The organism is Stenotrophomonas indicatrix (assembly GCF_002750975.1).
Taxonomy (GTDB): Bacteria; Pseudomonadota; Gammaproteobacteria; order Xanthomonadales; family Xanthomonadaceae; genus Stenotrophomonas; species Stenotrophomonas indicatrix.
The window spans coordinates 1-22,373 of sequence record NZ_PEJS01000002.1 but is presented as its reverse complement, the minus strand read 5'-3'; the positions used below and the strand labels follow the sequence as shown (position 1 = coordinate 22,373).

Here is a 22,373-nt window from a genome sequence, read left to right as displayed (position 1 = left end):
CTTACATGGACGTACTTGCAGCGTCCCCCGCAACCGGACCCACCCCGCCAACCCACGGAGAGCACGCATTTGATGTTGACGTTGCCGCTGCCGTTGATTCGGCGGGTGCAGGGCGCAGCCCTGCCGCCAAATCTATTCCGGCATCAACACCAACCCATCCGGATACACGATCGCCGCTTCATCCGCACTGACATCGAAGAACCCCACACCGTGCTTCTCGGCCAGGTCCTGCACCCGCCCATGCGCGCGCTCGGCCACCGAATACGCGAACGCGCCATAGATCACATGGCGGCCGATGCTGTACTCGGTCACCTCGGCGCGATCATCATCGTCATTGCTCAGCGGGCCGTTCATCGGCGGAAATTCCTGCGCCATCTCCGCGAACCATGCCTGCAGCGCCGGGCTGCTGACCGCCGGGTCGTCGTACTCGTGACGTTCGTTCCACTGCGCCTGCTTCTCGAACCAGGCGATGAACGCCGCCGCTTCACGCGGGGCGACGCTGGCCTCGAACACCATCATGTCGTAACTCATTGAACCGTCCTGTTGCCGTGGCGTAAGGATGCCGGGCATGACCCGGCGCTACCGGATGACGATGGTAGCGCCGGGCCATGCCCGGTGGATCGCATCAGACGGACGGCGCTGCGGCGTCCGCTAATCCCGGCGCCAACGCCTTCGCTTCCGGGAACAGCGCAAACCGCAGACCGACCAGGCCCATCAGCGCCTCGTCGCGCGCCTTGCAGGCGGCCACGCTGCCGACCCGGCCCAATGAGGTGTCCAGCCGTTCGCGTAGCGCCTCGGCCGCCACAATCGGCTTGCGTGCGGCGATCTGCCGCCGATAGTGCACGGCCACTTCCTCCAGGATGTGCTCGACCGCCTCACGGCTGCGCTCCGGCAGCTCCAGGCGGGCGCGGCGCAGCTGCAGGATGTTCAGGCCGATGCGCGCCTCGTTGAGCATGTCCACCGAGGCGATGTCGCTGCCTTCCGGGGTCGCCGCCAGGCGCGGTGCCAGCAGGCCGAGCAGATCCAGCATGCGCGCGGCGAAGCGCTGGCGATCCTGCTGGCCACGGCCTTCGGCCGCCTCGGCCAGCGTGGTCCAGCCCTGCCGTACCAGCCGGCGCGCGGTCCATTCGGCACCCACCGAGCGGAACAGCCGGGTCATCACCACCGCAAAGCCAATGCCGATGAACATCGCGATCGACGAGTTGGCGAAGGTCTGCACGTTGGCACTGTAGGTGTTCTGCAGGCTGAGCAGCGCAGCCAGGTTGACCGTCAGCGGCAGCGCGAACAGCGCGCTCTTCGGGTGGTGCAGCAGCAGGCCCAACGGCAGGAACACCACTGCCAGCACCAGCGCCAGCAGGCCGAAGTCGTGCACGGCGGGGAACACGCCGAACAGGTACACGCCGGCGACCAGCGAAGCCACCATCGCCCACACCAGGAACGAGACCATGCTCGGCGCCGGGTCGTCCTGTGCCGCGAAGAACGCGGCGGTCACCGCGGCCATCATCGCGCCGTTGCCACCGCCCTCCCAGCCCAGGCCGATCCACAGCACGCAGTAGCTCATCAGCGCCACGCCGGCGCTGAGCGCGGAGAACAGTGCCATGCCGTAGTCGACGTGCTTGTCGGTGGCGGCGCGTTCGGTGCGGATGCGGTAGTGCGCACGGTCCAGCGGCGCGGTGCCCTGGTCGATCGCGTGCTGCAGGGTGCGGCAGTCCTGCCACAGGTCCACCAGCTCCTCCAGGCGCAGCAGCAGGCTGGCCAGCTGCAGGTGCTGCAGATCGCGGTCCACCTGTGGCTTCAGCGCACTGATGCGTGCGCGCAGGCGCGCGTAGTCGCTGGCACTGGACGGCGTGTCGATCCAGTCGTGGATGTCATCGACCAGCGTCGGCAGGCCCTCGGGCAGGGTCTGTCCATCGCTGCGCAGCGCACTGAGGCGGTCGGCGATCGATGACAGCACCGGCAGCAGCAACAGCATGCGTTCGCGCAGGCGCTCCATCGAGACGGCCGCGCCGGCATGGCGTGGGTCATCGCGGCGCAGGAACTCGATCAGCGCCTCGAACTGCACCAGGTCGGCGGCCAGCCGGTTGCGTGGGGCATGCGCGCGGCCGCGCTCGAGGATCTGCCGGCACCACTGCGCCGCGTCCTCCATCCAGTTGCCGATGCGCGCGCCGAGCATCGGCCGCACCGAGGCCGGGAACAGCAGCGAGGCGAACAGCACCGCTACCACTGTACCGAGGATGATCTCCTCGCTGCGAGCCACCACGGTGTCGAAGATGGTCTCCGGCGAGGTCACCGCCGGGAAACCGATGAATGCAGTGGTGTAGCCGGCCAGCAGGAACGCGTAGCCACGCGGGCCACGGTTGAGCAGGGCCAGGAACAGGCAGCCGGCCAGCCAGATCGACATCGCTGCGCTCAGCACCAGCGGTGTTTCCACCAGGGCGGGCAACATCAGCAGGGTGGCCAGGCCGGCAGCCAGGGTGCCGAGGATGCGGTACACGCCCTTGGCCCGGGTCGGGCCCAGCAGCGGCTGGCTGACGATGTACACCGTGCCCATCGCCCAGTACGGGCGCGACAGGTTGCCGGCCATGGCGATATACAGCGCGACGATCGCTGCCAGGTAGGTCTTGATCGAGAACAGCCAGGCCTGGCGGTCGGTCAGCCCGTTCATCGCTTACCTCGCCGCCGTCGGCGCAGACGCAGACGCGGCACTGTCCTGCCAGCCACCGCCCAGTACCAGGAACAGGTGGATCTGGTCGCGCGAGACCTGGGCTTCGGCCGCGGCCAGGGTGGCATCGCTGCTGGCCAGGCTGCGGTCGGCATCCAGGCTGGACAGGTACGGCGTGCGGCCACCCTGGTACAGCCGGCGGTTCTGCTCTGCGGCCATCGCAGCCTGCTCCTGCGCCACGCGCAACGACTGCAGGCGGCGCAGATCCTGCGCATAGCGGTCCAGTGCGGTCTGTGTTTCGCGCAGTGCCTGCAGCACGGCATGGTCGAACTCGGCCAGCGCGGCATCGGCGCCAGCCTCGGCGGCATGGATGCGTGCATGCGTGCCCGAGGACGGCAGCGTCCACGAGATCAGCGGGCCGAACGACCACTGCTGGGTCATCGGCTGGCCGAAGTCTTCCAGCAGGCCGGCGGCGCCGACCGAGGCGCCCAGGCGGATGTCCGGGTACAGCTCGGCAGTGGCGACACCAATCCGCGCGGTGGCCGAGGCCAGCTTGCGTTCGGCCTGGCGGATGTCGGGACGGCGCTGCAACAGCGCGCGGCCATCACCGACCGGCAGCGGCTGGGCAAGGGTGGGTGCGTGCGCGCAGTCGATCACCCCGGCCGGCAGCTGGCCCGGGGTCTGCCCAAGCAGTGCCGCCAGCGAATAGGCGGCGGCCGAACGCTGCGCCTGCAGCGGGGGCAATGCGGCTTCCAGCAGCGCGACCTGGGCATTGGCGCGCGCCAGTTCCGGCGGCGTGCCGCGGCCTGCGTTGATCAACCGCTGGGTGACCGAACGGCTGCGCTGCTGCAGCTGCAGGGAATGCTCGGCTACGTGCAGTTCGTGGTTGGCGTGGCAGATCTCCAGGTAGCTGTCGGCCACCTCGGCCACCACGCTCACCTGGGCCAGGTCACGTGCAGCGGCCACCGACTGTTCGTCGGCGCGGGCTGCTTCGGCACCGCGCTTGAGCTTGCCGAACAGGTCGAACTGGTAGCTCACCGCGAACTTGCCGTCGGCCAGGTTGATCACCGGCAGCTCGTGCTCCTGCAGGAACGACTCGGCCGACAACTGTGCGCGGCTGACGCCGGCTTCGGCCTCGTACTCGAAGCCACCGGCGTCCATCGCCTGCTCGTACACCGCAGCAGCGCGGCGCAGATGCGCGTCGGCTGCCTTCAGTTCGACGTTGTCGCGCAGCGCCTGGGTGATCAGCCCATCCAGCACCGGGTCGTTGTACAGCGACCACCAGCGTGCCGGCAGTGCCTGGTTGGCAGCCACTTCGGGGTTGTGGGTATCGATGAACGCGGCATTCGCTTGCGGCCGCTTGAACGCCGAGCCCTCGGGCAATGCGTAATCCGGGCCGACGGTTCTGCACGCAGCCAGGCTGGCCAGCGCGACGATCAGGCCAAGGCGGGGCAGGGCGGCGTTCACAGGCCCGCCTGTGTCGGCGCAGCGCCGGCCTTCTTGTTCTGCACGTGGCGGCCGGTATCCACGGTCACCGTGGCGGTGCGCCCGGCGATCAGCTCCACGCCGGCAGGCACCTCGTCGATGGCGATGCGCACCGGGATGCGTTGCGCCAGCCGCACCCAGTCGAAGGCCGGGGTCACGTTCGGCAGCAGGGTGCTGCCATTGCTGCGGTAGCGATCCTCGATGCCGGCGGCGATGCTTTCGACATGGCCGTGCAGAGGGGTGTCCTCGCCCATCAGGCGGATGTCCACGCGCTGCCCCGGGGCCACGCCGCGCAGGCGGGTTTCCTCGAAGTAGCCATCGATGCGGAACGAACCGGTATCCAGCAGCGCCAGCACCGGCTTGCCGGCCACCACGTAGTCGCCCACGCGCATGGTGCGGTCGTTGACCCGGCCATTGGCCGGTGCACGTACTTCGGTGCGGGCCAGGTTGAGTTCGGCCAGGTCGACCGCGGCCTGTGCGGTGGCCAATGCGGCCTGTGCGGCCTGCAGCTTGGCCCGGCGGACTTCGGCGTCCTCGGCGGCCACCAGATCCTGCAGGCTGCGGTCGCGTCCGATCTCACGGCGCAGCTGCGCGACCGATGCCTGGCGTTCGGCCAGGCTGGCGCGGCTCTGCTCCAGCGCGATGCGGTAGCGTGCGCGATCGATCACGAACAGCAGGTCGCCCTTTTTCACGGCCTGGTTGTCGGCTACCTGCACCGTTTCGACCAGGCCGGACACATCCGGCGCCACCTGCACCACGTCGGCGCCGACGTGGGCGTCGCGGGTCCACGGCTCATCCATGTAGTAGACCCACAGCTGGCGCAGCACCAGCAGGGCGACGATCACGGCTGCGCAGGTAAGCAGCACCGGCAGGGTCTTCTTCACGATCTTGTTCACGATTGCATCCAACGCAGGAGGTGGAACAGCAGGCCCAGCACGATCCCGTACAAGGCCAGGTTGAACAGCGCCGGGTGCCATACGTGGCGATAGGCACCGGCACGCTGCAGCAGCGCGTGCAGGCCGCTGTTGACCAGGTAGGCCAACACCATCAACCCGAGCAGGGTCGGGACGAACACTCCGTGGAGACTGAATTCACCGGGCATCGGTAGGGGCGGGGACGGTAGGGGAAGGGGAGGTGGAACAGGACAACGGCAACGGGCAAAAGCCGCTGGCGCATGCACGGCAGCGGCGGTATTCACCGACAACGGGCTTACGTGATGCGGTCGGCAGCCTCGGCCAGCAGGCGCCATGCCTTCAGCACGGCATGCAGTTCATCCATGGAAAGCTCGCCGAACACGTCCTGGCGCAGGCCGATCAACTGGTCTTCCAGTTCGCGCACCAATGCCTGGCCTTCCTCGGTCAGCCACAGCAGGTTGGCGCGGCGGTCGCTGGCATCGCATTCGCGGCGGACCAGCCCACTGGCGCAGAGCTTGTCCAGCAGGCGCACCAGGGAAGGGCCTTCCATGCCCAGCTGCTGCGCCAGCGCGACCTGGCGGATGCCACCGCCGGAGCGGCCGATCATCAGCAGGGGCATGGTGCAGGCGGTGGAGATGCCGTAGCTGCCCAACCGGCTGTCGGCCAGGCGCTGCCACTGCCGCCCTGCGTACAGCAGGCCGGAGCTGAGCTGCATCTGCAGCACGGTGCGCTCGTCGAGGGGGCGGTCCATAAGTAATAGATAGGATACTACTAATTTCATTCCTATCAATAGGTTTTGCTGAATGGGTGGGGTGTACTGAGGAAAGCGTTGCGCCACGTTGTTACGGCTGGGGCAGCGCGGGTCGGACGGTGCAGGACACGCCGCAAGTACGTCCCTGTAGGCTCGGCCGCGGCATCCATGCCGCGGACGGTCCTGCACCGCCCGACCCGCGCTGCGCTCCCATCACCCCGCGGGCGCGGAGGGTTGGCGCTTCAAGAACAAGAGCGGTAGCGCCGGGCCATGCCCGGCGGCTCCTGGTGGCACCCGCTCCGCTCGCCGGGCATGGCCCGGCGCTACCAGAGCACTCTCCGAAGCCATGAACCCCAGCATTTGACTCCGCTTTCGGGCGGACCGGCCGCGCCCGCAGGAAACCGTCAGGGAGCGGGAAGGGCGGCAGGGCAGGACCGTGAGGCGCATGGATGCGCCGACCGAGCCCCCATGGATGGGTTTACGGCGTGTCCTGCCCTGCCGCCCTTCCCGCTCCAGATCGATAGCAATCCGGCGTCGGGCGGCCTCCCGATGAACCGTCCCCAGAGGACGACCCACCCCCCGGTCGGGTACGATGCTCGCCCCCCGTTCGGGCGCTGTATGCAATGAGCAAGAACAACGAAAAGGCCGCCCCGCAGGGCGACGTGACCCAGGTCCAGGCCGAGGATGCCGTGCGCACCCTGCTGCGTTGGGCCGGTGAGGACCCGACCCGCGAAGGCCTGCTGGATACCCCGCGCCGCGTGGCCGAAGCCTATGGCGACTGGTTCAGCGGCTACCGCGACGACCCGCGCGCCTACATGGAACGCACCTTCGAGGAAGTGGCCGGCTACGACGAGCTGATCGTCCTGCGCGACATCGAATACGAAAGCCACTGCGAGCACCACATGGCGCCGATCATCGGCCGCGTGCACGTCGGCTACCTGCCGGCCGGCAAGGTGGTGGGCATCAGCAAGCTGGCACGCGTGGTCGAAGCCTACGCCCGCCGCTTCCAGGTGCAGGAAAAGATGACCGCGCAGATCGCCCAGTGCATCCAGGACGTGCTGCAGCCGGTCGGTGTCGGCGTCGTTGTCGAAGGCGCCCACGAGTGCATGACCACCCGCGGCATCCACAAGCGCGGCGTCAGCATGGTCACCTCGAAGATGCTGGGCAGCTTCCGCGAGGACGCCCGCACCCGCGCCGAGTTCCTGCGCTTCATCGAAGTGGGCGGCAAGCGCTGAGCGCCGTCGCCTCCCGGTGGCGGCCGCGCGTGGCCGCCGCTTTCGCCGTGCCTGCGCCGCGCCTTTGCGCGCGCGCTGGCCGCCGCGCCCTTCCGACCGATCTCGCTGCATGAAGCACCGCGAACGCATCACCCGTTATCGCCACCTGCGCGAACAGCCGCAATGGAAGCTGCTCGCCGCCGACCACGCACCGGAAATCATCGGCCTGCTGCAGGGCCTGCTGATGGACGGCGATCGCACGTTGCCGGCATCGGTTCTCAATGAGCGCCTGCAGCGTGCGCTGGACCAGCTCAACGGCGACGAGTTGTCGCGCGAGCTGCCGCGTACCGCGCAGGCCTACGTCGCCCATTGGCTCGCGCAGGGCTGGCTGGAACGCCGGCTGCCTGAAGGCGCCGACCAGGAGCAGTACGAGCTCTCGACCCAGGCGCTGCAGGCGATCCGTTTCGCCGACAGCATGGAGCAGGCCCGCGTGGCCGCCACCGAGAGCCGTCTGGCACTGGTGATCGAACAGCTGTCGCAGCTGGCCGCACAGACCGAGGCCGACCCGGACGCACGCCTGTCCGCATTGCGCGACGAGCGCGACCGCATCGATGCCGAGATCGCCCGTGTCAGCGCTGGCCGTGTGACGGCCCTGGACGGCAAGCGCGCGCTGGAACGTACGCGCCAGATCATCGGCCTGGCCGACGAGTTGACCGAAGACTTCCGCCGCGTGCGCGACGACTTTGAACAGCTCAACCGTGATTTCCGCGAACGCATCATCGATGACGAAGGCGAGCGCGGCGACGTGCTGTCCAAGCTGTTCGAAGGCGTGGACGTGATCGGCGAGAGCGACGCGGGGCGTAGTTTCCAGGCGTTCTGGCGCCTGCTCAACGACGCCGAACAGAGCGCCCAGCTCGATGCCGCGCTGGAGACGCTGCTGGCCCGTGGCTTCGCCCGGCGGCTGGATCGCAACGAGCGCAACTTCCTGCGCGGCTTCACCAGCACCATGCTCGAGCGTGGTGGCCAGGTGCATGACGTGCTGCAGAACTTCGCGCGCAGCCTGCGTGGTTTCGTGCAGAGCCGCGGCTACCTGGAACAGCGCCGCCTCAACCAGCTGTTGAAGCAGGCGCAGTCCGAAGCACTGGCACTGCGCGATGACTTCCCGGCGCAGCGCGCCATTGGCCGCGACCTGCAGCTGACCACCAGCCGCCTGCGTTCGTGGTCGCAGTGGAAGCTGCACGACCCGCGCAGCGCGCAGGTCGATGGCAACGTCGAATACAACGATGCGGCCAGCATCAGCCTGGAAAGCGTGGGCGATCTGGTGGCGTCGTCGGAAATCGATTTCCGCACCCTGCGCCGCGACCTGCACGACCTGCTCGACAGGCAGCCGAAACTCAGCATCGCCCAGGCCCTGTCGCAGCGCGAAGCGCCGCAGGGGTTGGGCAGTGTCATCGGCTACCTCTCGCTGGGCACGCGCTTTGGCAGCGTGATCGCCGGCGAACAGGAGCTTGCCGAATGGCGAGGTGGCGACGGGCAGATCCGTCGTGCCCGCATCCCGCTGGTTTGGTTTACCCAGGAGAGACGCCATGAGCTGGCATGAAGACCCCATCGACGCACCGCATGCCGACCTGGCCGAAGACGCTTACCAGGCCGAACCGGTGGCGACCGTGGCCCAGCCCCGCCGCGGCAACGACGTCTACTACATGGGCGATACCGGCCGCCTGCCGCTGGATGCGCGCCGCGCGCTGTGCCAGCTGCTGATCGGCCCCAGCATCGACCAGCTGCGTCACGCCAAGCTGTGGCCGGCACTGATCCGCAGCGAAGCCGGTATCCGTTCGGCGCTGTCGGACCTGTTCCTGGAACTGGTGCTCGACCGTGACAGTGGCGTGGCGTTCACCCGCCAGGCCGACACCGAAGATGTCGATGCACCGGTACTGCTGCGCACCTCGCCGCTGACCTTCATCGATTCGGTGCTGCTGCTGTACCTGCGCCAGCAGCTGGGCGAAGCCGATGCGCGTGGCAACCGCGCCGTGGTCGCCGATGCTGAAATGGCCGAAGCACTGGCCATCTACGAAAAGAACCTGTCCACCGACCGCGCCGGCTTCAACCGCCGTGTCGCCTCGGCGGTGCAGAAGATGAAGGACAACCACATCCTGACCCGCCTCGGCGGCCAGGAAGATCGCCACGAAGTCTCGCCGGCGTTGAAGCTGCTGTTCTCCGCCGAAGACGTATCCCAGCTGTCGGCGGTTTACCGCCAGCTGCGCGAAACCCCGGCCGCTGAAGCCTGAGAGACCCGAGCACCGCATGGCCATTTCCAAGCACACTCCCGCCCTGTTCAACGAAGGCCTGCCGGACCCGCGCCTGCAGCAGTTCCGCATGCGCCGCCTGCAGGTGCACAACTGGGGCACCTTCAACGGCCTGACCGAAGTGCCGATCGCCGAGCGCGGCTTCCTGTTCGTCGGCCGCTCCGGTTCGGGCAAGTCGACCCTGCTCGATGCCATGTCCGCCCTGCTGACGCCACCGGCCATCGTCGACTTCAACGCCGCAGCGCGTGAAGCCGAACGCAGCGGCCGCGACCGCAACCTGGTGTCCTACGTGCGCGGCGCGTGGGCCGACCAGCAGGACAGTGGCACCGGTGAAATCGCCACCCAGTACCTGCGCAAGGGCGCGACCTGGACCGCGCTGGTGCTGGAGTACCGCGCCGGCGATGGCCGCGTGGTCAGCCTGGTACGCCTGCTCTGGATTGCCGGCAGCAGCACCTCCGCCGGTGACGTGCGCAAGCACTACATGATTGCCGAACGTCCGTTCGACATCGCCAAGGATCTGGGCGGCTTCGATCTGGACCTGCGCAAGCTCAAGCAGAAGTTGGCCGACGTCCATCACTTCGACACGTTCTCCGGCTATGCCGAACGCTTCCGCCACCTGCTCGGCATCGACAACGAGATGGCGCTGCGGCTGCTGCACAAGACGCAGTCGGCGAAGAACCTGGGTGACCTGAACGTCTTCCTGCGCGACTTCATGCTCGACACGCCGAAGACCTTCGACGCTGCCGAACGACTGGTCAGCGATTTCGCCGAACTCGATGGCGCACACCAGGCCGTGGTCACCGCGCGGCGTCAGGTCGAAACCCTGCAGCCGGCGCGCGAGCACTATGGCGATCTGCAGGCGATGAGTCGCCGTCGCGGCGACGACGAAGCGCTCAAGCTCGGCATCGACAGCTTCCGCGAAAGCCGCCGCCAGTTGCTGATCGAAGCACGCCTGCGCGAGATGGACACGCGCGATCGTGGCCTGCTGGGCGAAGAAGCGCAGCGTCGAGCGGCGCTGGACAACCACACCGAACGACTGGCCGAGCTGGAACTGCAGCGCCGCCAGCAGGGTGGTGAGCGCATCGAGGAACTGGAACGCGAGCAGGGCCGCGCCGAAGCCGAACGTGATCGCCGCCTGGCCAAGCAGGCGCAGGCGCGTGACGCCGCACAGAAGCTGCAGGCCGCGCTGCCCGAGGATGCACATGGCTTCGCCGAGCTGGTGGAGCAGGCGCAGTCCGAACTGGAAGACCGTCAGCGTGCGTCGAGCGCCCTGGACGACGCCATCAGCGAACGGTTGGGCGGCAAGCGCGACGACGAGCGACGCTTCTCCGAAGTGCGTGGCGAACTGGAGGCGATGCAGCGCACACCCTCCAGCATTCCTGCGCCGATGCAGAAGCTGCGCGCACGCCTGGCCGAAGAAACCGGCATCTCCGAAGCGGCCCTGCCGTTCGTCGGCGAACTGATCCAGGTCCGCTCGGAAGAGCAGAGCTGGCAGGGCGCGATCGAGCGCGTGCTCGGTGGTTTCGCGCAATCGCTGCTGGTCGATGACAAGCACTACAACGACGTCGCCGAGTGGGTGAACCGCACCCACCTGGGGATGCGCTTCACCTACTACCGCGTGCGTCGCAATGATGATGCGTTCGCCCGCGAACCGTCCGCCAAGTCGCTGCTGCACAAGCTGGAACTGCGCGATCACGTGTTCGAAAGCTGGCTGCGCCGCGAGCTGGGCAAGCGCTTCGACTACGAGTGCGTGGACGCCAAGCAGCTGCGCAACGTCGACCGCGGCATCACCCGCGAAGGCCAGGTCAAGCATCCGGGCGATCGTTTCGAGAAGGACGACCGCAGTGCGGTCAATGATCGCCGCCGCTGGCTGCTGGGCTTCAGCAACCGCGACAAGCTGGCCGTCTTCGAGAAGGAAGCCCAGGAGCTGGCCGCCCGTATCGCCAGCTGCGATACCGACATCGCGCGCCTGCGCAGCCAGCGTGACCGCGACAACGAACGTCGCCTGGCCTGCCACCAGCTGGTGGGCATCAGCTGGAACGAAATCGACGTCGCCGCGCCGCAGCAGCGCCTGGCCGACATCGAGGCCAGCCTGCACGCCCTGCGCGAAGGCAATGCCGACCTGGCCAGGATCGCCCAGCAGATCGACGCCACCCGCGCCGATATCGAGCAGGCCCGCCGCACTTACGAAGACACCCGCGTCGAGCGCGGCCAGCTGGTGCGCGAACGCGACCGCCTGGACCGTGCCCGCCAGCAGAGCCGTGCACTGGTCCTGCCAGCGCTGGCCGAAGACCAGGAGGCCGGCCTGGCCGAGCGCCTGCAGGAGCAGGGCCCGCTCAGCCTGGAAACGCTGGAAGCGCACATGCGCCAGGTCAGCAACGCGCTGAACGAACAGCTCTCGTCTTCGCAGCAGGACGTCAACCGCATCGAGAACCTGCTGCTGGGCTGCTTCCGTCGCTTCATCCAGCAGTGGCCGGAAGAATCGGGCGACTTCACCGTGTCGGTGGCCTCGGCCGAGGATTTCCTCGCTCGCCTCGAACGCCTTGAACGCGATGGCCTGCCGCAGCACGAAGAACGCTTCTTCGACCTGCTGCAGAACCAGAGCAAGAACAACCTGCTCGCGCTGCAGCGTCACAGCGCGGAGGCCCGCAAGTCGATCGGCCAGCGCCTGGACGAAGTCAACGCCAGCCTGGAGCAGGTGCCTTTCAACCGTGGCACCCTGCTGACCATCGAACTGAACGACCGGCGCCTGCCGGAAGTGCAGGAGTTCCACCAGCAGCTGCGCGAGGTGTTGTCGCAGCAGCAGACCGAGCAGCGCGACCTGGCGGAAACGCAGTTCACCGTCCTGCGCCAGCTGGTCAACCGCCTCGGCTCGCAGGAAGGCGAAGACAAGCGCTGGCGCGAAGTGGTGCTGGACGTACGCCTGCACGTGGAGTTCATCGGCGTGGAGCTGGATGTGGAAACGCGCCAGCAGGTCGAGATCTACCGCAGCGGCGCCGGCAAATCCGGTGGCCAGCGGCAGAAGCTGGCCACCACCTGCCTGGCGGCGGCGCTGCGCTACCAGCTCGGCGGCGCCGACAGCCAGCTGCCCAGCTACGCCGCAGTCGTGCTCGACGAAGCCTTCGACAAGGCCGACAACGAGTTCACCGCGCTGGCGATGAACATCTTCGACAACTTCGGTTTCCAGATGGTGGTGGCCACCCCGCTGAAATCGGTGATGACGCTGGAACCGTTCATCGGTGGCGCCTGCTTCGTCGAGATCAGTGGCCGCCACGATTCGGGCGTGCTGCTCATCGAGTACGACGAAGAAGGCAAGCGCCTGAAGCTGCCGGAGCGCAGCCGCCAGCAGGCCGACGAACCGGAAGAAGCCGAAGCCTGACCGCTCTGGAAACGCTGTGCCAACCAAGGTTGGCACCTACCGGGTCATGAACCCCGATAGTGGTGGTGCCGGCCGCTGGCCGGCAACCGCCTTTACGCACTGCGGAACGTATCCCACGCCATCCGCGCGATCAGCACCACCACCAGGCCCACGAACAATTTGCGGATGAACGGCGTGCCGCCCTTCAGCGCCAACCGCGTGCCCACCACCGAACCGATGATGTTGGCCGCCGCCATCGGCAGCGCGAACAGCCACAGGATGTTGCCGGTCGGTACGAAGAACGAGATCGCCGCCACGTTCGTCGCCAGGTTCACCACCTTCGACGCGGCCGACGCGCGCAGGAAGTCCAGCCCGAAGAAGCGCACGAACAGGAAGATCAGGAAGCTGCCGGTGCCGGGCCCGAAGAAGCCATCGTAGAAGCCGATCGCCGCACCGATCGCCAGCGCGATCACCAGCTCGCGGCGGCCGATGTCCTGCGGCCGGTGCAGCGCGCCGAAGTCCTTCTTCCACAGCGTGTAGGCCAGCATCGCCACCAGCAGCACCAGCACCAGCGGCCGCACTGCGTCCTTGGGCAACAGGCTGACCGCCGTAGCGCCCAGGAAGGAGAACACGAAGGCCGTACCGGCGGCGAACAGCACCGGCTTCCACGGGAAGCGCACGTTGCGCGCATAGCGCCATGCCGCTGCGCCGGTGCCGAACATCGAGCTGAACTTGTTGGTGCCAAACAGCATCGCGGGGGTCTGCTGCGGCAGTACCGTGAACAGGCCCGGCAGCTGCACCAGTCCGCCGCCGCCCACGGCCGCATCGACCAGGCCGGCAATGAAGGCGATCACCACCAGCCACCACAACTCAGGAGGAATCAGTTCCAGCACGGCGATCGATCGAAGTGGGGGCGCGACAGCATACGCCTGTCACATTGCCGCCGCCCACGCGACAATACCCGCATGAGCCGAACCGCCCCCGATCCCTGTCCCTGTGGCCTGGCCGCCGACTACGCTGCCTGCTGCGGGCGCTTCCATGCCGGCGCCGCCGCGCCGGATGCCGAGCGCCTGATGCGCTCGCGCTACAGCGCCTATGTGCGCCACCTGTCGGACTACCTGCGTGCCACCTGGCACCCGGACACCCGTCCGGCAGAACTGTCGCTCGATGATGCCCCCGGCCAGCGTACCCAATGGCTGGGCCTGACCGTGCAGGACCACCAGGTGACTGGCAGCGACAGCGCCGAGGTCCGCTTCACCGCCCGTTACCGCGTCGGTGGCGGCAGCGCGGTGAAAATGACCGAGCACAGCCGCTTCCTGCGGGTCGAGGGTCGCTGGTACTACCTCGACGCCGTCTGAGCGTGGCTGCCGCGCACGGCCAGCACGCGCTGGCCGCCATGCGCGCACACGCGGTTGCGGCCTTCCTCCTTGGCCGCATACAGCGCCTGGTCGGCCGCTTTGACCACCCCGGCAGGGCGCCGATCGACCCGGCTGTCGGCCAGGCCGATGCTGACGGTTACCTGCACCACCGCACCGCCACCGCCGCGCCCGCGCTGCTGCTGGCCGAGCGTATCGTCGCGGGTGCGCGTGCTGCGGTCGCGCAGTTGCATGCGGCTCTGCTCGATGCCCTGTCGCAGCGCCTCCACCGCATCCACGCAGGCCGATGCCGGGCGGTCGAGGAAAACCACGGCGAATTCCTCGCCGCCATAACGGAACGCACGGCCGCCGTCGCCCACCCGCGACAACCGTGAGGCCACCAGTTTCAGCACGTCATCGCCGGTGTCGTGGCCGTGGGTGTCGTTGAATTTCTTGAAATGATCCACATCGATCATCGCGATGCTGTAAGTGCCGGTGGCGCGCTTGAGGGTCTCGTTGAACGCACGGCGACCGGGCAGGCCGGTCAGCTCGTCGCCGAAGGCCATGTGGAAGGACTCCTGTAGGGTCGCGCCCAGCATCAGCAGCAGTGCCGCTACGCTCAGCGCCGGCAGCAGTGCCGGCTGCAGGAAGATCCGCGGCAGCATCCACCACAGGCACAGCAGGGCCAGCAGCATCGCCGTATGCAGCGGCCGCGGCTGGCGCCACGCCTGCCATCCCAGCGCAGCGGTGGCCAGCAGGAACAGCACGGCAGGCAGCTGCGCCAGCGCGTTCCAGTCGCTCGGTATCCAGAGGAAGTGCCGGTTCGACAGCAGGTCGTGCATGCCCTGCGGCTGCTGTACGGCAAGCAGGATGAAGATCGCCACCGCAACACCACTGATCGTGGCCCTCAGCAGCAGGTCCTGGCGGCGGCGGCCACGTTCGGGCCACAACGCATGGACGGCGAACAGCAACGGCAGCCAGGTCGAGATCGCGTGGAAGCGCAGTGGCGTCAACGCCGTCACCCGGCCCTCGCGCAGGTAGTGCCCAAGGTCCTGGTGCAGCACCGCGAAGGCCAGCGCCACCAGCAGCAACAGGCACAGCGTGCGCACCTGGTTGTACAGCAGCGCCAGCCCTGCACCCAGGCAGGCCAGCAACCACGGCAGGATGCGCTGCCCGGCGCGGCCGACATCATCACTTTCCAGGCTCGCCCACAGCACCAGCGCGACCAGCACGGCGGGCAGCACGAACAGATAGTGCACAGGCTGTCGAAGCGGATGATGGGACACACGGAATTCCAGCGCGGTCACGACGCGGCCGCAGCACTGCCGTTAGCGGCGCAGCGGCGTCCTTCTTGAATACGCGCAGCCTGATGTGAACACCGCGGCACCGGGCCATGACATCGCGCTCACCGGCCGCGGTCGAAGCTGGTCGCATGGACAGCGTACCCGCCGCCGTCGCTGCCCCGCAGCGTGACCTCGCCCGCCACTTCACCCATGTGCGGGGGCGCAGCGTGCAGCTGGCCGCACCCCTCAGCCCGGAAGACGCCCTGCTGCAGAGCATGGCCGATGCCAGCCCGGCCAAGTGGCACCTGGCCCACACCACCTGGTTCTTCGAACGCTTCGTGCTGGCCAGCCAGCCCGGCTACACACCCTGGGATCCGGCTTGGGACTATCTGTTCAACAGTTACTACAAGAGTCTCGGCCCCGCCCACGCACGGCCTCAGCGCGGGTTGCTGTCGCGGCCCTCGCTGCAGCAGGTCCACGCCTACCGCCAGCATGTGGATGAGCAGGTGCTGGCAGGACTGCGCGATGGCGATCTCGGCAGCGACGCCCTGCAGCACCTGCAGCTCGGGTTGCAGCACGAACAACAGCACCAGGAGCTGCTGCTCACCGACATCAAGCATGCCTTCTGGTGCAATCCGCTACAGCCGCCGTACCGCGAAGACCTGCCCATCGCCGTCAGCGCCCTCGGCACGCAGGGTTGGGTCGAACAGGGCGAACGCATCGTCAGCATCGGTGCGTCCGCCTGGCCGCAGCACACGGCCTTCGCCTATGACAATGAATCGCCCGTGCATCGCGTGCTGCTTCCTGCGCATGCCATCGCCGAACGCCCGCTCAGCAACGCCGAGTACCGCGCCTTCATCGACGCCGGCGGCTACCGCGATCCGCGCTGGTGGCTGAGCGAAGGCTGGGCGCTGCGCGAGGCCGAGCAGTGGCAGCATCCGCTGTACTGGGATGACGACCTGCTGCGCGAGTTCACCCTCGGTGGCTGGCGCGAGCTCGATCCGCATGCGCCGGTCTGTCATCTCAGTTACTACGAAGCCGATGCCTGCGCACGCTGGGCCGGCGCCCGCCTGCCCACCGAATTCGAATGGGAAGCGGTCGCCGCCTCGCAGCCGGTCGAAGGCCACTTCGCCGATGACGACCATCTGCACCCGATGGCAGGGCAGGGCGACGGACTGCGCCAGTTGTTCGGCGACGTGTGGGAATGGACCAGCAGCGCCTATGGCGCCTATCCCGGCTTCCGTCCCTTCGCCGGCAACCTCGGCGAATACAACGGCAAATTCATGTGTGGCCAGTGGGTCCTGCGCGGTGGCAGCTGCGCCACGCCGCGCGGCCATGTACGGGCCAGCTACCGCAACTTCTTCATGCCACCGGCGCGTTGGCAGTTCTCAGGCCTGCGCCTGGCAAGGGATCTTTCATGAGTACCGTCCAGGATGCGCTGCAGGCGCTGACCGACCTTACCCCCGGCCGCCAGCAGATCCTTGCCGACGCCGTGGCGGGGTTGTCGCACGCCTCACGGCAGCTGCCTTCCAAGTACTTCTACGACGCACGCGGCTCGCGCTTGTTCGAGCAGATCACCCACACCCGCGAGTACTACCCCACACGCACCGAACTGGCCCTGCTGGATCGGGTGTTGCCGGAGATCGCGCAGGCGGTGGGGCCGCGCGTGCATGTGGTCGAACTGGGCAGCGGCAGCGGCCGCAAGACCGCGCGCCTGCTGGCTGCCCTGCAGGACCCGGTGGCCTACACACCCATCGAGATCTCGCGCGCGGCGTTGCTGTCCAGCATCGACCACCTGGCCCCGGCGCTGCCGGACGTGGAAATGCTGCCGGTGTGTGCCGACTTCACCCGCCCTGTGCAGGTCCCCGCGTCCGAGCGGCCTGCCGCGCGCCGGCTGCTGTTCTTCCCGGGCTCCACGCTGGGCAACTTCGCCGATGAGGATGCGATCGCGCTGCTGCGCGCAATGCGCCAGACCATGGGCAAGCACGGCCTGGCCCTGGTCGGCATCGATCTGCACAAGGACCCGGCACTGATCGAGGCCGCCTACAACGACGCCGACGGTGTCACCGCCGCCTTCACCCTGAACCTGCTGGCGCGTCTCAACCGCGAGGTCGGCAGCGATTTCGATCTCGACGGTTTCCGTCACCGGGCCCGTTACAGCACCGCACGCCTGCGCATCGAAACCGATCTGGTCAGCCAGCGCGAGCAGGACGTGCATCTCGACGGCCGTACCTTCCACTTCAGCGCTGGCGAACCGATCCGCGTGGAGTACAGCCACAAGTACACCGATGCCAGCTTCGGCCACCTGCTGCAGCAGGCAGGGCTGGAGGTGGCGGCATCCTGGAACGCGGACGATCCCGCCTATGGCCTGCGCCTCCTGCGCCCCTCACCCTAGGCACAGGTAGTACCGGCCGCTGGCCGGCAATCTGGACCAACCTTGTCGCCCCTCCGCGTTACCATGGCTGCAGCACCGGCAACACGGAGGACGCCATGCCCATTCTGACCACGCTCGGCCTGGCCGCCGCGCTTGCCATGCCAGCGGCCGCGCCGCCGGCAGCAGCGGCAACCGCTGATCCCGCGTTTGCCCGCTGCATGGCGGGCCTGCAGGCGACGGCTGCCAGCCAGGGCATTGCCGCTGACCGCTTAAATGCGATCACCGCCGGACTGCAGCCCGACCCTACCGTGCTGCCGCTGCTCGATGCGCAGCCGGAGTTCACCACGCCGATCTGGGACTACCTGGCCGCACTGGTCGATCGCCAGCGCGTGGACGACGGTCGCGCCATGCTGCAGCAGCACCGTGAGCTGCTTCAGCGCGTATCGGCGCAGTACGGCGTCGATCCAGTCACCATCGTCGCCGTATGGGGTGTGGAGAGCGACTACGGCCGCGTGTTCGGCAAACGCCCACTGCTGCAGTCGCTGGCCACGCTCTCCTGTGCCGGCCGCCGGCAACCCTTCTTCCGCGGCGAACTGCTGGCGCTGATCAAGCTCATCGACCAGGGTGACCTGCAGGCGCAGGGCCTGACCGGTTCCTGGGCCGGTGCCTTCGGCCACACCCAGTTCATGCCCAGCACTTACGCACGCATTGCCGTTGATGGTGATGGCGACGGTCGCCGCGATCTGGTCGGCAGCATTCCCGATGCATTGGCTTCCACCGCCAACTATCTGAAGCGTGCCGGCTGGCGAACCGGCGAACCTTGGGGCATGGAAGTCCGTGTCCCCGCCGGTTTCAACGCCAGCCAGTCGGGACGCACCCAGCGCCGGTCACTGGCCGACTGGCGCGCACTGGGCGTGACCGGCCTGGACGGCAGCGCGCTGGCACCGTCCGGCCTGCCCGCCGATGCCCGCGCCGCGCTGCTGTTGCCGTCCGGGACAAAAGGCCCGGCGCTGCTGGTGTTCCGCAATTACGACGCGATCTACAGTTACAACGCGGCCGAGAGCTATGCGCTGGCCATCGCCACCCTGGCCGACCGCCTGCGTGGCAGCAACGGCCTGGTCACCGCCTGGCCAACCGATGATCCTGGCCTTGGCCGCGACGAGCGCCGCCAGCTGCAGACCCTGCTGCTCGCGCGCGGCCATGACATCGGCGCCGCCGATGGCATGATCGGTACCGCCAGTCGTCGTGCCATCCAGGTCGAGCAGCGTCGGCTCGGGTGGGCCGACGCCGACGGTCGCGCCGGCCAGCGCATCCTGCGCGCGCTGCAGGCACAACCGCAGGCACAGGCGCCAGCCGCGCCGACCCGCTTCAGCCTTCCCAACAACTACAGTGCCGTGCAGTCGCCGGCCATCCGGAGTCGATCCAGCGTGCAACAGATCCAGGGTGTCAGCAGTGGCCAGTTCCAGGGACTCGACGCCTGGCTGGTGGAAACTCCCCAGGCCACCGCCGCGATCAGCGTGTTCGGCGGCCAACTCCTCTCGTTCGTGCCCAAGGGCCAGCCCGATCTGATGTGGCTCTCGCCCAAGCGTGCCGCGCTGCCCACGCCGATCCGTGGCGGCAGCCCGGTGTGCTGGCCCTACTTCGGCCGCCAGGGGCAGGGCGACGACGTGCCCGCCCACGGTTTCGTGCGCACCTTGCCCTGGGAACTGCAGCAGGCGCGCCGGCTCGACGATGGCAGCATCGAGCTGACCCTGGCCCCGCCGGCGTTGGACAACCTCGGCCTGCGCCTGACCATGACCGTCCGTGTCGGCCGTGAACTGCGCCAGCAGCTGGTCACCGAGAACACCGGCAAGGCTCCGGCCACCATCACCCAGGCGCTGCACAACTACTTCCGTGTCGGTGACGCCAGCAAGGTCGATGTCGACGGCGTCGACGGCCTGGACTACCTCGACAAGTTCGAGAACTACGCCCAGCCGCGCCGCCAGCAGGGCCCCTGGTCGCTGCGCGATCCGCGTGACCCGGGCCGCAGCGACCGCATCTACACCCAGGCCGGCGGACACTATGTGCTGCGCGACCCGGTGCTCAAGCGCCGCATCGACCTCCGTACCGAAGGCAGCCGCTCGCTGGTGGCATGGAACCCTGGCGCCGAAGGTGCCGCCAGGATGGCCGATGTCGGTGACGGCTGGCGCGACTATGTCTGCCTGGAAGCGGCCAACGCCGGGCCCGATGTGGTCACCGTGGCACCGGGCGGGCGTCATGTTCTGCTTCAGATCCTGTCCAGCGCGCCGCTATAGCGGGCTTCCCCCTTGGCACGGATGGCCAGCATGAGCACCCTCGATCCGCAGACCTCGCCCGGTAGCGAGAATCCCTATCTGGCGCCCGGCGCTGACGCCGATGTAGGCACTGCACTGGAAGATGCCGACTACCTGACGCTGGTGGTCGGGCCCAATGCCGCCGCCTACCGTCGTTTCTGGCATGTGGACAGTGCGCTGCCGAAGCCTCCGCGCCGCTGGAACTGGCCCGCCTTCCTGTTCGGCATCCTGTGGATGGTGCATCGCCGGATGTACCTGGCCGCCATCGGCTTCTACCTGGTCACCACGCTGCTGCCGATCCTGATGCTGCTGGCCGACGCGGGCATACCGCAGATCGCCTTTGGCATGCTGCTCCCGCGTATCGCCCTGGCCATTTTCGCCAACGCCCTGTACCTGCGCCATTGCAGCCGTCTGCTGGCGAGGGTGCAGGCGACCCACGCCGGCCAGCCGAACCGCATCCGCGCCGAGCTGCTTCGCCGTGGTGGCACCCGCGCCTCGGCCGTGGTGGTCTGCCTGGGCCTGATCTACGCGCTGCGTTACATCACCCAGGGCCTCCTGCAGACCTATCACTGAGCCGGCGAACGCGGCCGCAGCACCCACAGGCAGAGCGTTCCGGCGACCAGGCCCCAGAACGCAGAACCGACACCGGCCAGCGTCATGCCCGAGGCGGTCACCAGGAAAGTGACCAGCGCGGCCTCGCGGTCGCGCTCCACCGCCAATGCGCTGGCCAGGCTGTTGCCGATGGTGCCGAACAGGGCGATGCCGGCCACACAGGCCACCAGTTCCTTGGGAAAGGCAGCGAACAGGGCCGCTACGGTGGCCCCGAACAGGCCGATGACGATATAGAAGGCGCCGGCCGCCATCGCCGCCGTGTAGCGCCGTGCCGGGTCTTCGTGGGCATCACGGCCCATGCAGATCGCCGCGGTGATGGCGGCCAGGTTCAATGCGTAGGCACCGAAGGGCGCCAGCAGCGTGTTGACCACGCCGATCCAGCCGATCACCGGTGACACCGGCGCGTCGTAGCCGGAGGCGCGCATCACCGCCACACCGGGAATGTTCTGCGACGCCATGGTGACCACGAACAGGGGCAGGGCGATGCCGACCATCGCCGTCCACGACAGCGAGGGAGTGACCCATTGCGGTGCCGCCAGTTGCAGGTGCACCTGCTGTGCATGCAGCAGACCCTGGCTGGCAGCGATGGCGATGCCGACCAGCAGGGTGGCGATCACCGCATAGCGGGGGAAGAGGCGGCGGCCCAGCAGCCACGTAGCGAACATGGCCAATGCCAGCACGCGCTGGGTGTTCATCGCCACGAACACGTCCAGCCCGAAGCGCAGCAGTACACCGGCCAGCATGCCGGCGGCCAGGGCCATGGGCACGCGTTTCATCAGCCGGGCGAACACTCCCGAGAAGCCAGCGAGCATGCCCAGCACTGCCGCAAGCAGGAACGCACCGGTGGCCTCGGACAGAGAGGCACCACCCGCACCGACGACCAGCATCGCCGCCCCCGGCGTCGACCATGCGGTGACCATCGGCACCCGGTAGCGTAGTGACAGGCCGATGCAGGTCACGCCCATGCCCAGCCCCAGCGCCCACATCCACGAGGCGATGTGGGCCTGGTCGGCACCCACGGCCTGCGCGGCCTGGAACACGATCACCGCCGAGCTGGCGAAGCCGACCAGCACGGTGATGAAGCCGGCGACGATCGCCGGCATCGAAAGATCGCGCCACCATCCCTGTCGTACCTTCGTGTCCATCGTCTTCCTTCCTGTATGCATCCGACTATAGATAGCGCCTGCGGCGTTGACCGCGCAACGCGCGGGCAACGCCGCCGTGATCGTTGCACGCCCGTTGTGCATGCAGCAGCCGATGCGTTGTCATGCTCCTGAAAAAAATGTGTTGACGAATTCTGCAGGATCTCTAGAATTCGCTCCCTTGCTGCAGCGCGGCGACTTCTTCGGAAGCCGGCAACGCCAACAGCAACGCCACCACCGCCGGACGAGATCATCGAACGAAGGTGTTGACGGACTCGAAAAGTCCGGCATAATAGGCGGCTCGCAACGACGAAAGGCCTTCGGGTCCAACGCCGAAGCAGCATCGGCAACAACGTCCACTTCGGTGAGACGGCCTTGAAAAAAGGTGTTGACGAAGCGGAAAAGCCGGCTATAATGGGCGGCTCGCTACGAAGGAAACTTCGCAGCACACGGGAATGGCGCTGAGGCCACTTCCCAAGATCTTTGAAAGTATGCGCAGGTATCTTGTGAAGGCGCCTGCAGGAAGGATGATTGTCCATCTTGCAGACGTTTGATCAAGCAACTATTAATTGTTTTAAAGCAAGCGATACGTTGCCAGAATCATT

At 67.7% G+C, this 22,373-nt stretch carries 18 protein-coding genes; 9 read left to right on the top strand and 9 right to left on the bottom strand.

Annotated elements, in window-relative coordinates; all coding sequences use genetic code 11:
• Positions 1 to 132: 132 nt before the first annotated feature.
• From CR918_RS19135 to CR918_RS19110, 6 genes are all read right to left on the bottom strand, one after another.
• Positions 133 to 531 (bottom strand): hypothetical protein, encoded by a 399-nt coding sequence (locus CR918_RS19135; protein WP_099844473.1) that lies wholly within the window; start codon positions 529 to 531, stop codon positions 133 to 135.
• 94 nt (positions 532 to 625) lie between these two features.
• Complete coding sequence (locus CR918_RS19130) at positions 626 to 2,665, bottom strand: FUSC family protein (RefSeq protein WP_099844471.1); 2,040 nt, start codon at positions 2,663 to 2,665, stop codon at positions 626 to 628.
• 3 nt (positions 2,666 to 2,668) lie between these two features.
• Entirely contained in the window at positions 2,669 to 4,129 is a 1,461-nt protein-coding gene (locus tag CR918_RS19125) for an efflux transporter outer membrane subunit (protein WP_099844469.1), read from the bottom strand.
• On the bottom strand, positions 4,126 to 5,043 hold the full coding sequence (locus CR918_RS19120; RefSeq protein ID WP_025875649.1) for an efflux RND transporter periplasmic adaptor subunit: 918 nt from the start codon (positions 5,041 to 5,043) through the stop codon (positions 4,126 to 4,128). Before CR918_RS19120 ends, CR918_RS19125 begins: the two co-directional genes overlap by 4 nt.
• Entirely contained in the window at positions 5,040 to 5,249 is a 210-nt protein-coding gene (locus CR918_RS19115) for a DUF1656 domain-containing protein (protein ID WP_025875651.1), read from the bottom strand. Before CR918_RS19115 ends, CR918_RS19120 begins: the two co-directional genes overlap by 4 nt.
• Positions 5,250 to 5,356: 107 nt before the next feature.
• Positions 5,357 to 5,812, bottom strand: a complete 456-nt coding sequence (locus CR918_RS19110; protein WP_025875653.1) for a MarR family winged helix-turn-helix transcriptional regulator — start codon at positions 5,810 to 5,812, stop codon at positions 5,357 to 5,359.
• Positions 5,813 to 6,435: 623 nt separating this feature from the next.
• On the opposite strand from CR918_RS19110, the gene folE reads away from it, so the two are divergent.
• The 4 genes from folE (at position 6,436) to CR918_RS19090 (ending at position 12,711) form a co-directional block, all read left to right on the top strand.
• Positions 6,436 to 7,047 (top strand): GTP cyclohydrolase I FolE, encoded by a 612-nt coding sequence (gene folE / locus CR918_RS19105; protein ID WP_089241981.1) that lies wholly within the window; start codon positions 6,436 to 6,438, stop codon positions 7,045 to 7,047.
• A 109-nt stretch (positions 7,048 to 7,156) separates the two neighbouring features.
• Positions 7,157 to 8,626 carry a DUF3375 domain-containing protein gene (locus CR918_RS19100; protein WP_025875659.1) on the top strand — a complete coding sequence of 490 codons (1,470 nt, stop codon included), beginning with the start codon at positions 7,157 to 7,159 and terminating at the stop codon, positions 8,624 to 8,626.
• Positions 8,613 to 9,314, top strand: coding sequence for a DUF4194 domain-containing protein (locus CR918_RS19095; RefSeq protein ID WP_025875661.1), 702 nt, complete (start codon positions 8,613 to 8,615; stop codon positions 9,312 to 9,314). Before CR918_RS19100 ends, CR918_RS19095 begins: the two co-directional genes overlap by 14 nt.
• Before the next feature lie 16 nt (positions 9,315 to 9,330).
• Positions 9,331 to 12,711 (top strand): ATP-binding protein, encoded by a 3,381-nt coding sequence (locus CR918_RS19090; protein ID WP_032978542.1) that lies wholly within the window; start codon positions 9,331 to 9,333, stop codon positions 12,709 to 12,711.
• A 92-nt stretch (positions 12,712 to 12,803) separates the two neighbouring features.
• Here the strand turns inward: CR918_RS19090 and CR918_RS19085 are convergent, their stop codons facing one another.
• Positions 12,804 to 13,583, bottom strand: a complete 780-nt coding sequence (locus tag CR918_RS19085; RefSeq protein WP_025875666.1) for a sulfite exporter TauE/SafE family protein — start codon at positions 13,581 to 13,583, stop codon at positions 12,804 to 12,806.
• 72 nt (positions 13,584 to 13,655) lie between these two features.
• On the opposite strand from CR918_RS19085, the gene CR918_RS19080 reads away from it, so the two are divergent.
• Complete coding sequence (locus CR918_RS19080; protein WP_099844467.1) at positions 13,656 to 14,048, top strand: YchJ family metal-binding protein; 393 nt, start codon at positions 13,656 to 13,658, stop codon at positions 14,046 to 14,048.
• Here CR918_RS19080 and CR918_RS19075 read toward each other — a convergent pair.
• Entirely contained in the window at positions 14,030 to 15,331 is a 1,302-nt protein-coding gene (locus CR918_RS19075; RefSeq protein WP_099786384.1) for a GGDEF domain-containing protein, read from the bottom strand. The two genes, CR918_RS19080 and CR918_RS19075, sit on opposite strands and share 19 nt — an antisense overlap.
• A gap of 146 nt (positions 15,332 to 15,477) precedes the next feature.
• Between CR918_RS19075 and egtB the strand changes: the two genes are divergently transcribed.
• The 4 genes from egtB (at position 15,478) to CR918_RS19055 (ending at position 20,587) form a co-directional block, all read left to right on the top strand.
• Positions 15,478 to 16,749, top strand: coding sequence for an ergothioneine biosynthesis protein EgtB (egtB, locus tag CR918_RS19070; RefSeq protein WP_099844466.1), 1,272 nt, complete (start codon positions 15,478 to 15,480; stop codon positions 16,747 to 16,749).
• On the top strand, positions 16,746 to 17,723 hold the full coding sequence (gene egtD, locus CR918_RS19065; protein ID WP_099786368.1) for an L-histidine N(alpha)-methyltransferase: 978 nt from the start codon (positions 16,746 to 16,748) through the stop codon (positions 17,721 to 17,723). The genes egtB and egtD overlap by 4 nt, the downstream gene beginning before the upstream one ends.
• 137 nt (positions 17,724 to 17,860) lie before the next feature.
• Positions 17,861 to 19,996, top strand: coding sequence for a lytic murein transglycosylase (locus CR918_RS21470; protein WP_099844685.1), 2,136 nt, complete (start codon positions 17,861 to 17,863; stop codon positions 19,994 to 19,996).
• 30 nt (positions 19,997 to 20,026) lie between these two features.
• On the top strand, positions 20,027 to 20,587 hold the full coding sequence (locus CR918_RS19055; protein WP_099786369.1) for a DUF2628 domain-containing protein: 561 nt from the start codon (positions 20,027 to 20,029) through the stop codon (positions 20,585 to 20,587).
• Here CR918_RS19055 and CR918_RS19050 read toward each other — a convergent pair.
• Positions 20,581 to 21,771, bottom strand: coding sequence for a benzoate/H(+) symporter BenE family transporter (locus CR918_RS19050; RefSeq protein WP_099844464.1), 1,191 nt, complete (start codon positions 21,769 to 21,771; stop codon positions 20,581 to 20,583). The genes CR918_RS19055 and CR918_RS19050 overlap by 7 nt on opposite strands.
• Positions 21,772 to 22,373 lie beyond the last annotated feature (602 nt).